This is a genomic window from Vibrio sp. Isolate22, from assembly GCF_022398115.1.
Lineage (GTDB): Bacteria > Pseudomonadota > Gammaproteobacteria > Enterobacterales > Vibrionaceae > Vibrio.
In genome coordinates this window covers 13,630-26,306 of sequence record NZ_JAKEUW010000024.1, presented here as the reverse complement: position 1 = coordinate 26,306, position 12,677 = coordinate 13,630, and the positions used below count along the sequence as shown (strand labels likewise).

Genomic DNA, 12,677 nt, shown 5'->3' with positions numbered 1-12,677 from the left:
TTATGCTTGACGCACTTCATCGCTCGCGAAGTGAGTTTTCCTTAGCTCGTAAAATAGGTTTCAACCAATAACTCAATACTGTTTTTTCACCGGTTAAGATATCAACCGCCACTTGCATCCCTGGGATAATGCTAAAGGCAGAGTTTTGTTGCTGGTCTTCGTTTAATTGAATATGGGCTCGGTAATACGCGTTGCCGTCTTCAGTTTGCAAGGCATCGGCACTCACGTAAGTCACCTCACCCTTTAGCCCGCCATAAATCACAAAGTCGTAAGCCGAGAACTTGATCGTTGCCCCTAACCCTTTGTGAACAAAGGCAATGTCTTGCGGGGAGATCTTAGCTTCCACTATCAGCTGACTGTTGGATGGGATCAGCTCAATAATCGGCTCACCAGGGCGAACAACACCACCGATGGTGCGAACAAAAATCTCTTTCACCGTGCCGTCAACAGGCGCTACGATCTCCGTTCGCTTCAGTTGGTCGGCGATTGCCTGTTGGCTTTCGTTAAGTTGCGCGATTTTGCTGGTTACTTCGTTGAGCTGACCTTGCACCTTGGTTCTAAAATCCAATGCGATGCTGCGGTGATCGGCAATAGATTCTGAGTACGCCGCCATCTGTTTCTGAGCTGCCACTCTTGAACTCGCGATATCACCTTTAAGCTTTACTACGTCACGATTCAGTTTTAATAACTCAACTTCTGCAACCGCGCCACTGGCCACCACATCTTTTAGCATGTTGCGCTCTCGAATCACGATATCTAAGCTGCTCTCAAGCGTCTGAATATTATTCAGGGTATCAACACGAGCCTGAGCTTGTTGCTCGATACGTAGTGCCGCCTCTTCCAACTCCGACTTCAATTGCCCTAAACGCTCAAGATAGTTCGCTTTGGCGTTCATTAATGCAGGGTGGCTTGATACATCGACAACAATGTCTTGTGGCACCAGTACCACTCGCTCGTACCACTCTTTAGCATCGTTATTTAACACCACGGTCGAGAGTTCGGCTCTTAGCCTTAATTGTTGAGCCAGTAGGGTATCCGCTTGTTGAGCCGACTCTAAAAATGCTGCTTTAAAACGCGTGTCTTCTAATTTCGCCAGAGGCTGACCTTTCACCACAGATTGACCTTGTCGCACCATGATCTCTTGAACCAAGCCACCCTCTAAGCTCTGAATCGTTTGTACCGAAAGGCTAGGCACCACTTTGCCCTCACCAATCACCACTTCTTCGAGAGTTGCCCACGTCGCCCAGCCAATGATCGACACAATCAACATTGCGCTTAACCAAATCAGCTTACGAGAACGAAACGCTAAGTGATTGTTGGTCCATTGAATATCGTTACTCATGACGAACTCCTTTCACCACTGAAACCGTCTTAAAGCGGCTCGCTCCTTTAGGGACACTTTTCTTCTGTAGCGATAGAATATCTTTAGGCTCACCTTCAGCGACTATCTGACCTTTGTCCAAAACAATCACTCGGTCACACATCATCAAGAAGGAAGATTTGTGCGAGCTGATCAGCATAGACGTTTCTCTCGGCATGCTTTGCAGTGCATTAAAGAACTGTATTTCAGCTTGGTTATCTAGCGCGCTAGTTGGTTCATCCATGATCAAAAGCTTTGGACAGCGGTAGAGGGCTCTTGCAATCGCGACAGCTTGACGTTGACCACCAGAGAGCAATCGGCCGCCCTCGCCCACCGGCGTTTCCAAGCCATTACTTAAACGTCCCATATAGCCATTCAACCCCGATTGCTGCAGTGCAAGTCTTAACTTCTCTTCGTCAACGTTGGTCGCCCCCAGGGTGACGTTGTCGTATACGCTACCAAAAATAAGGTTAGTGTTTTGCCCTACCCTGCCCATACCACTTCGTAAGACACTGGTCGGCCAAAGCTGTCCATCAATTTCTTGATAGAACGCTTGCCCTGTAGTGGGTAGATACTGGCGAGCCACAATCGATAATAATGTGGTTTTTCCGGCACCTGCAGCACCAATCACACCCACTCGCTCACCCGGTTTGATCTCTAATGATATGTCCTTCAATACGGGGCTTTGCGTCTCTGGATAAGAGAATGTCACTTCATCAAGCCTCACCCCACCATCAAAGTTGCCCTTGTCTATCACTTGGTGTTTCGATTCTTCCTGAGGTAACTCCATAATCTGGTTTAAGCCTTCAACCGCCGAACGGGTTTGCTGAAACCTCAACATGAGAAGAGAAAGTTGATTAACCGAACTCGCGGCTCTGCCACTCAACATCACGACAGCAATTAAGCCCCCCATGCTGAGCAGACCTTCGGAGATCTGATACACGCCGAAGATAATGAGTGTGATAGTGACAATCTGCTGACTCGATTGAATGGAGTGCGTCACGATGTTGGAGTAATGGCGAGACTGAGTCTGCCATTGAGATAGCGAGGAGATCGTCTGCTCCCAACGCTTTTGAGTAATGCCCTCCGCGTTGTTTTGCTTGATATCAGGGAGTGTTGTTAAACAATCGAACAGCTGTGCTTGTCTTTGTGTCGATAGACGTGCGGTTTCATCAAATGTTTTTTCTACTTTGCCCTTCATGGCAATACTGAGCACGATCAGCACCAGCATGATAGCAACCGGAATGAACATCATCGCACCGCCGAGCCAACCGATGAGCAAAAGGAACAGCAAAGTAAACGGTAAATCGACCAGCGTGACCAAAGAAATGGAAGTGAAGAAATCTTTTACGCTATCGAAGTCTTGAAGCTGCCTTGCGAATGCACCTACCGATTGCGGCCGGTTTTCGAGTTTCATACCGAGGACTTTTGAGAACAACTGAGAAGACAGCTTGTTGTCTATATAGCGCCCCGCCATATCAGTCACAGAGCTTCGTGAGCTTCTCAATACCCAATCAAAAACAACGACAATACCAACGCCTGCGGCCAGTACCCAAAGTGTGTTGAACGCCTGGTTTGGTACCACACGATCGTATACGTTCATGGTAAAGAGCGGAACGACTAGCGCCAATACGTTGATCAAGAACGAAGCGATAAACAGGTCTCGGTACCAAGGTTTCACTTCTTTAACTACTCGCCACAACCAGCGCGTGTTTGATTTACTTTCACTGCGTTCGTGCGATTGAACACGAGCATCATCGAGAGCTTGAGCGCCAACTTGCCAAACATAAGGTTCGGCTTGTGCAACCAACTCTTTTAACGAGATAGTCTGGCTGGAGTTAGATTCACAATCTAAAACCTCAAAATCATCACCAGCGCCTTGGGTAACAACTACGGGAGCTCCTGTCGCTGATTTCACAGCAACAACCGGAAACTGACATTGCATCAGTAATTCTTTCTTTACATGACTCAGAGTCAAGCCTGATTTCTCAATCGCTCTTGGGAAAAGGGACTCATTAAGCCTTCCTTGGTCTAAAGGTAGGCCAGACACTATTTTGGACGGGTGGCTACGCACATTAAAATGTTCGCATAACCACTCCACACAACCTAGCCAGCTGTCTTTTTGTTCTACCAATCTAAAACTTCCTTTTATAGACTGTACATCTAACTTACAGCGTTAAATTATTGTCTTCTATCATTTTTTGTAAAATTTGTGCTTCTAATGCACTGCTACTATCACCCTGATACAAATCATCATACGTAACATCGGCGAGCAAGATATTTTGTTGGACGTCATCGTCTCCATTGGCCTTGATAGAAATCGTTACGCCTTCCGCTGATTCTTCTAGATCGAGGTACTGTGTCGCACCAATGCCCGTCGCGATACCTAAGCCATCCAGGATACCTGACAAATCGATCGCATCCGTGTCTGGTGAGGCATCAAAATCTTGAACCACATCGAAGCTCGGCGCATCTGCACTGCCTAAACCTGAAGATTCAAATACAAAGCTATCCGAGCCTGTACCACCAATTAGCAAATCATTGTCGTCTGTGGCGGTAATCGTAGAGTCACCTTCAGCCACAAACTCAACCGATACGGTTTGTGGGAGCCCAACCGCTTGGTTATTGCCGATTTCTGCTGATGGCTCAATTGTTAGATCAAATTGATCACCACTGTTGTAGCCGCCGGTAATCGCTAAATTAGGCACATCCGCAAATTCCACGACGTACTGACCATCGACTATAGAACCATGCGAGAAAGTTAAACCTGCAGGAATATCGTAGATGGTAATAAAACCCTCCTCAGAATCGGCAGGGTTAACGAGAGAAAGGTCTAAACCAAGAGGAATAGTGCCGCTCGCTTCAGCAACAATTGATGGGTATTCAAGGCTTAGCAACGGAGCATCGGGCTCTGGTGTAATCACCAAGGTCATATCTTGTGAACTTTGTTCGCCAGTATCTGTGACCAAATTACCAAGCACCGTATTTTGGTCAACCGTTTGACCAGTGATCGTAATATCGAGGTTGCCCCAAGCGTCGCCAGCAAAGAACTCAAGCTCATCAACAGAACTTGCTTTGACGAGGATCGAAGCTTGTATAATGCCGCCAACATTAGTGAAAGAGCTTGTTTCAGAACCAATACGAATTCTATCAAGCCCAGTTAAACCCGAAGGGTCTGAAGTCCCATTCACCGTGACTGTAATTAATAAGAACTCATCACTGTTGGTCTCGAAACTATTCGCATCAAGTGGAATAACAATGCCTTCATCTTCACCGCCTGTCATCTGTTCAGGTAAGTCGAAGAATTCCACCTTATCACCAATTGGGTTCACACCTACGGTAAAGTCAGATTCGGTATAGCGGATTTCAGTGGTACCGATTTCTTGAGTGATTGCCTCAAGCACCAAATTCATGTCTCCACTGAAATCTCTTGGCGGCATAATGACCAAGTTCGCAAGTTGGCTTGGATCTAATTGCCACTCATAAGTAGGGTTTCCATTGAAGGTGCCGCCATCTGCACCGTTGTTTGGAACCAACTCATAAGAGTCTCCCACTTTTATCGCAACGATAGCTCCTTCAGGTACACCTTTTAATGCCAAAGACATGTTCTCAGAACCATCCTGGTCAATCAGTTCTGCACTGAGTGAGGACAATGAAATATAAGTGTCTTCATCACCAATAATGTCTTGTGTGACTAGATTCGCCTCATCCGCGACTGGCTCAACCGTGATAGTCACAACCGTGGTTTTATCTTGCGTATCGGTTTCAGTGACACAATCCGCTTCATCAGTAATGTTGGCTGTCACAGTCAGGGTAATTTCGCCACTATAATGTTCAGGAGGCGTGACTAAGACATCACTCAATCGGCTAGGGTCTGTAACCGTCCATGTACCGTTGCCATTATCAACCAACAAACCTGTATCTGAAGGACTTTCCGACAGCGTACCGCCGTTTGATACCGTGATGGTCAAAGAGTTAACGGTCTCTTTACCGGTCGCACTATTACCCTCACCAGTGATTAACTGACCGTCTTCGACACTGTCACCCAACACAAGCTCAAGGTTAAGATCTGTCGCTGTATCTTCTTGAATTGTCGTGGAGTCAGCTTCCACCGTAATGTCATCAACAACAGGCAAAACTTGAATGCTAATTGTCTGTTCTGTGGTGACGGTCTGACCGTTACATGGCGAGGTCTCAATGGTCTCTATCGTAAAGTCGATACAACCAGCAAAGTCTTCATCCAATCCGGTTAGGGTTAGCTTTGACAAGCCATCAGCAGTAATCGAGTAACCAACAATTTCACCTGATGCGTCGTATTCTGCAATCACACCATCACCAGAAATTTCTACGCCTTCTGGTAGTGAGTCTGCTGGAATGTAGAAAGAAATTTCGTTGTCAGGGTCACTCGCTACATCGGTATTTAGCAAGCCCGTTAAGTCGATATCTTCACCTTCGGGAGTCTTAATCTCGCCATCAGGTTGGATTGGGCTAGGTGGCCCCACAGGGTCACAAGAGCCTCCACCGCCATCATGTCCGGTAATCTGAATTTGAAATGAGGTATTAATGTACTTAGAGTCTTCGCCATCAATAACACGAGCTCGCACAACGATATCTAGAACTGGTGTATCATTCGGGCTAGAGATTGTCATACCACTCAAGATTTCTTGAGCCAGTTCTTGAATAGAATCACTCGTCAGCCCATTAGCCGAGATAATCCAGTTCCCTGAACCGTCTTGGGCTGCACCATTAGGGTGATCGATAATCAAAGAATAGCCATCAGGCACGTCGATCAAGATGTAATCTAAGTACTCTGAGCCATCGATATCAGCATCAACAAAAGTGACTGCGTCCGATACGTTGACTGGTGAGCCATCATCGCTGATGTATATTTGCCCAGAACTTTCTAAACGAGTATCTAATTCAACTCTCGCATCGACAGTGACACTGATTGTGCCTGAAATGTCTTTTACATCCGTTGCCCCTGTTGGCGAAGTGTCAGTCACTTCATAGGTAATTGGTATTGTGAACGTGCCACTCAAATCTTCGGTTGCGGTTACCGACAATCTGCCACTGTTCAAAAGCTCTGAAAGGGTTGGCGTTGTGCTATCTAATAGGCTCTCTAAATCTAAACCTGAAGCAGGCACTTCAATCACACTACCGTCAAAGTAGAGAGTCAGATCAGCCGGAAGACTGTCAATGACATACCCCGTCAAGGACTCACTACCATCCACATCTTGATTCACAGATGGCTCTAGGTTCAAACCTATTTGGCTGTCTTCGATACCTTGAGTGCTAACAACTTGACCATCTTCTTGATCAACGACAGGTGCTAGCTCTACCTTTAAGGTCATCGGAAACTCGCCCGAATCACCATCAGGTTCCGTTGAGATAGCAATGACTGTAAGCTCTAATTCACCACTAAAATCAGGTACTGGCTCTCCCAACGCATCCACCAACAAAGTGCCTTCAGGGATGTTGGTAAGCAGTACGTTAATCTCTTCTGAAACATCGTCGTCCGAAGTTTGGACCACAAAATCCAGTCGAATCAAACCATCTTCGTTAAGCACAGATTGATTGCTGATAACTTTAGTATCGCTATCGTATTCCCAGTGCGCGTTGCCCCCATCTACAACGATCGGCTCATCGACCACACCTTTAAGGAAAATATTGATGGTTTCAGTGTCGCTAACCGCCTTTACGTTGACAGGCACTAGCGAGTCAATGGTCGACTCATAAGAAACAGCCGTTACCTTAATGTATAAGTCTTCTGTAAATGAACTGATGTCTTCTTTAGGTATTAGATAAGCAGTGCCGTTCTCGATCGCTTCAGCGGATACCAGGTATGTGTTGGGACCAATCAGATCAAATAACCCACCTTGAATTGACCAACCGTCTTGTACTTCAATTTGATAGCTTAAGGATTCGGAACCATCTGTATCAGTCAGCGCACCACTGATTACGTTCTTCAGGAAAATGTTCTCATCTTCCAAACCTTTGTAATCTTTGACAGATAGAATTGGTTTATCCGCATCAGGAGAGATCTCTACGATGACAGTATGAACATTATCAGCCGTTTTATCGGCAGGATCAGCGAAGGAGTTTCCGGATTCGGTGGCAATCGTAGTAATTTCAAATTCAAATCGACCCGCTAAGTTTTCATCAGCTCTGATTTCCATTTTGTCGATTTGATTCTGAGTGTACTCCTTACCCTCTTTAACGGCATTTCCGTTCAAGGTGATATTCAGACCATCTGGAATGCCACTTATCGTATAAGTCAGCGTTTCAGACGAATCTTGGTCAACGAGTTGAGCGGTAATATCAAGCTTAATAGGGTCGGCGTCATCTTCCACAGATTGATAAGTGAAGACCGAATCAGACCAATCCGGAGCGTCAGCTACAGGTAAAACAGAAACAGCAATATCAGCGGTGAGCTCTTTTGGTACAGTGTCGGTACTAATGATGGCATTGATTGCCAAAATAACCGTAGACGTAGTATTAGATTCATGAAGCGCAGGACGATAGGTTAACTGCCCATTAGGCCCCGTAAACTGACTATCAATCATCGTCAGCTGGCTTCCAGATAGAGTGACCTTGCCGTCGACAACTTGAAGCAATACCCCATCAAGATACAAGCTACCGCCATTCAATGATGCTTCGGAGAACTCGATAGCGGTAACAGTTTCACTTTGGTCAATATCACCAGTTGAAACACTAACGACAATTATAGCATCGTTATCTTCCGTGGTTTCTGAGTCTTCATAACGAATAAAACCTTCGTTATCGTCCAATACTAGCTCTGCGTTACTGGTGACTTCATCGCCATCCGCATCTCGCACCAAATAATCAATATCATCAACGATTTTTGGATCATTTGGATCAGTCGTTACATTAGGATTCGTAGTGAGCTGGTAGCTACCATCAGGTGAAAGCGTAAACTGGCCGTAAATTGACCCGTTGTCATAATCATTAATCAAGTCGATCGTGATTGGCGTACCTGCGTTATCAAACGTATAAGTGACATTACGATAAGTGAAGCTAATAATTTCTGCACCGTCGGCGCCGGCATATTCTTCGGTTAAGAATTGTCCAGTAAGATTATCACCCTCGACCATTTCAATAGAACCATCTCGAGCAGTCGGCACATCATCTTTTACGTTAACAGAATAAATAGCAGGGTCTGAGCTGTCTCCATCCGCATCGTTCACAACCAACTCAAAATTAAGAGCTAGGTTGTTTTCACCATCGCCATATGCGTGATCTAGTGGTGCGTAGAGATCAAACTCAGTGGTCCCGTCAGTATTAAAACGAATCCTAAATACGTTATTGCCGTCAGTATCTTGCCCGTAATACCAACCATCAGAATCAACAGCTTGAAGGGATATCGCTTTACCGGCACTGGTGTAGCCAAGTGCATCAAAAGCAGAGGTGTTGACCGTGACAGAAACAACATCATCGGAGCCTTCAATAATACCTAAAGATGGGTTGCTATCTTCTACTCCAACTTGCTGACCATCTCCTAGCAAGCCATCTTCATCAACCGAGATGCTTCCAATGACTGAAATTTCAGGGTCTTTACCGTCATAGATTTTTATATCAGACGCTTGCGTGTCTCTCGAACCATCGGAGTCAATGGTGACTATCGAAGCTGGAATCGTCAGCTCGGTGTCTTTAGAACCTGAGCCATGATCAATGGACTGATAAAGTTCGATAACGACATCAACGTTTGTTGAACCATTGGCTTCAAGGCTAAAGCTATCTGGTAATTTGATTCGGAAAACAGCATCGCCGTTACTAAGAACAGCATCAAAGGTACCATTGCCGTTATCGCGCCAAGTTAGCGCTTCACCATTGCTGGTTACCGCAACACCATCGTTATCTAGAACAGCTGGTGTCGTTTCTACATCCAAACCCAAGAAAACCAGCGGGTCATTCCCTGCGGTAACAGCTAAGCTCACATTTGCTGTTGAACCAACTCCCGACGGAGTGCTATCAGCAACGGGATTTTCACTCAGTTCGACCGTTCCAGAACCAATCGTTGGCTCACCGCCATCAGTCACTGATACATTTAGGGTTAATTTTGTTTCATCGTTGTCATCATCTCTGGCGGTAACAACGAATGGAATTTGGTCTGGAGAAGAGTTTTGATCCAAGCCTTTGTTTAGAACAAATGTGTAGGTGACATTAGAGTCAACTTGGCTGTCGGTTTGAGGGAAACTCAGTGTAAAAGCAACGTTCTCCGCACTGACAGAACCAACGTAGCCGGTGAGCAAGTTTCCGTTAGGGGAAACAGTGTAGACAATCTGTTCGCCTCCGCTAAATAACAAGGGTTGATCAGCTAAGTTGAAAAAAAGCGCTCCCTCGTAATCACTTCCTAAATTGAGGCTGAAAATACCAGTGCTTGTCGTTGCACCACTTGAGAGGTCAGATTCATCAACCGCAGCATCACTGATGGATACTAATATAGGGTCAGAGCCATCTTTCACAATCCATTCGAATCGCCCTTCCCCTAATGGTGTTCCATCAAGGTCATTACCTTCAATGATCATTGGCAGAGTATAAGAGTCTTTAACCAATTCGTGGTTAAGTGGTTTATTCAACACGAGCGTGACATTAGCTAAAACATCATCACCACTTGAAGTTGCGGAAAGCGTCAGTGTAAAGATCGTCTCACCACTTACTTGAGCGGTAATAACTTTCCCATCAGCAGACAGCGTGTAAGACAGTGGAAAGAGAATTTCACTCGTTGTCAGGTTCAAAGCATCAAGCTGGTTGAGGGTATCAGCATTAAACACTAATGAATCAGGGTTAGGATTGTCAGACTCACCTAACACTGTGAATTGTCCAACAACGGTTTGTACACCGTCCGCAACATCCGTTTCAGTGGTGGTCGCATCTCCGTCTAGTATTTGTCCCGCATCACCATCGAATATATCGATAACCGCGGTGCCATTTCCGAAGTCGTTACTGCTATCGCCAGCGACATAGTTGAAAGTGATGTTTTGAGTTACGGTGTGATCTAAGTTTCTGTTGGCGACAAACGTCCAGTGACCATTTGCAAAGATGGTTAAAACACCTTCATCAAGAGTAAATGAAACTGGAGCGCTGCCTGATATTGTTTGTGTCGTCCCATCAACTTCAACGCTTCTTATAGTTAACTGGGTATCAAGATCGATGTCGTTATTAAGCACATTGCCAGATACCACTTCACCTTCAATCACTTCATAAGATTCATCAAAAATAAGAGGGTCCGAATCTTTAATAACAATAGGCAGATGACCAATAACTAGCTCTGTGGTGCCGTCCGCATCCGTTTGTAACCCCTCAATAACCAGCACGGTCTGAATTGAATCTAAACCAGCCTCTTGGTCGATCGCCTTATAGAAATTGAGGTTTACGTTACTGCCGGAAATAGCAGCATCGAATACAACTTGGCCATCGCTTCTTGTTCCAACCAAGCTTTGCTTGTCAGCCGATACTGCGATGGTAATCGTTAAGCCTTGAGAGGTTAATGACTCAGCTAAACTTTGATCATCACCAAATGAGAAATCTGCAAAATCGATACGGATATCGGATGTTTGTGTTTCATCGCCAAAAATACCAATGACGTTTTCCGAAAACACCACAGACTCAGGAAAAATAATCGTTGGCATGTCATCGATGGCTTCGTTGCCAACGGTATTGAAAACTTTTGCGTCAATCGTCCATTCCGCAGACGAATCAAGGGCAGAAATATCAATATTCCCCACCAACCAGTTGCCCGAAGAATCAACAACGCCTTCAAAGACTAGGGTCTGAGTTCCATCGCTTACTTCAATGTAAACAGGCAACCCTTCAGCAACATTGGTTGTACCCTGCATGGTGGTAAGTTGGCCACTACGAAATGCCAAAATACTAAAGCCATCTAACGTATCAATATCAATAACAGGCGAAACAGTATCAATAACAATGACCCCTGCACTATTTACTGCATTCGCTGGGTTACCAGCGATATCAATAGTGTCAGCCTCAATGGTAATACTGCCATCTGCAAAGCTCGTTAAATCGACGCCTTCGACAGACCAAGCACCGTTCACAACCGTTGCCGTCAACATGATAACGTTGGTGGTGCTGTCTGAAATACGGATATTGACCGTTTGGCCATCCTCAACATTTTGGACGGTACCGAAGAACTTGGCAGACTGAACTTCGAAACTGTTGAGAACACCATCGCCGCCATCATCAACACTTGCAGTGATGCTCGCTAACGTATCTTTGATTATGGTGTCAGTCGCTGTCGTTGGGTTTCCGGCAATATCGGTGGTGTTAGCAATAACCGTCAGCTCCCCTTCAGCAAAACTTGAGTAGTCTTGTAGAGTAAGAGTCCATGTACCACCCGATACGATCGTTGTGTATTCTTGCGTGAGGCCTTGGCTATCGGTAATAGAAATGCTTATCGTCTGACCATCTTCAACATTGGCAACGGTGCCGACTAGCGCTCCGTTGGCAATTTCGAACTGGTTGTAAAACTCATCACCAAAACCATCAAAATCAACATCGATTGTGGCTAGGGTGTCTTTGATAGTAGAGTCATTAGCTGCAATGCTATTGCCAAACTCATCAGCAATCACCGCATCGACCTTAAGATCCCCTTCAGCCAATGAAGAGAGATCAACGCCGTTTACCACATAGGTTTCATCGCTTGTGGTTGCCGTTGTGGTTACCGTATTACCATTAATGTCAGTGATCGTTAGAAGAACGGTGCGCCCATCTCGAACATCAACAGCGGTCCCCGTTATCGTGACTGAAGGTACTTCGAACTGGTTTTCGTACCCATCACCACCATCTAAAATATCAACGGTTAATGCAGCACTCGGTAAAAGTATGTCGAGGTTGCCTTCATTCGATGTTGTGTCTTCTTCAAAGTATTCTGTTGGTCGAGTATCAAAACCGGCTTCTGCCAGGGTTTCGTCTAGTGTAGATCGGACATAGGCAATAAAAGAGGCACTAGCGCTAGGTTGGTCGTTTGAAGCACTCGGCTGTTCTGGCGAGCTTTCAATGTTGTTTACAAGCTGTGTCACCACCTTTTCCAACTGTTGTTCTACAGCTTCTATTTGTGGTTCTGTCAGAGGTTGAGTCTGGTCCAAGTTCTGAGGTTCAATACTCACAACTTGTACGCCATCGGTCTTCGCTTGGGAAGCTGGTAATGGCTGCCAAGTACCGTCAGGAAATACCTGCCAAATTACCCCACCAACTTCGATATATAAAATAGGATCCATCCTAAACCTCTTCCTTACAAAACGCTGACATTGAGGGCATCAATGCGCTCAATAAAAGACTA

Annotated in this window: 3 protein-coding genes; all 3 read right to left on the bottom strand. The window is 45.5% G+C overall.

Features of this window, described 5'->3' with window-relative positions; genetic code table 11:
• Positions 1 to 16: 16 nt before the first annotated feature.
• From L1D55_RS14745 to L1D55_RS14735, 3 genes are read right to left on the bottom strand one after another with little or no spacing between them, the layout of a single operon-like run.
• Positions 17 to 1,342, bottom strand: coding sequence for an HlyD family type I secretion periplasmic adaptor subunit (locus tag L1D55_RS14745; protein WP_239917950.1), 1,326 nt, complete (start codon positions 1,340 to 1,342; stop codon positions 17 to 19).
• Positions 1,335 to 3,494 (bottom strand): type I secretion system permease/ATPase, encoded by a 2,160-nt coding sequence (locus L1D55_RS14740; protein WP_239917949.1) that lies wholly within the window; start codon positions 3,492 to 3,494, stop codon positions 1,335 to 1,337. Before L1D55_RS14740 ends, L1D55_RS14745 begins: the two co-directional genes overlap by 8 nt.
• Before the next feature lie 34 nt (positions 3,495 to 3,528).
• Positions 3,529 to 12,615 carry an RTX toxin gene (locus L1D55_RS14735; protein ID WP_239917948.1) on the bottom strand — a complete coding sequence of 3,029 codons (9,087 nt, stop codon included), beginning with the start codon at positions 12,613 to 12,615 and terminating at the stop codon, positions 3,529 to 3,531.
• Between the last annotated feature and the right edge of the window lie 62 nt (positions 12,616 to 12,677).

Bases quoted from the DNA above. Each gene is read 5' to 3' on its own strand.
- L1D55_RS14745 (WP_239917950.1), bottom strand. From the start codon at position 1,342: ATGAGTAACGATATTCAATGGACCAACAATCACTTAGCGTTTCGTTCT.
- L1D55_RS14735 (WP_239917948.1), bottom strand. From the start codon at position 12,615: ATGGATCCTATTTTATATATCGAAGTTGGTGGGGTAATTTGGCAGGTA.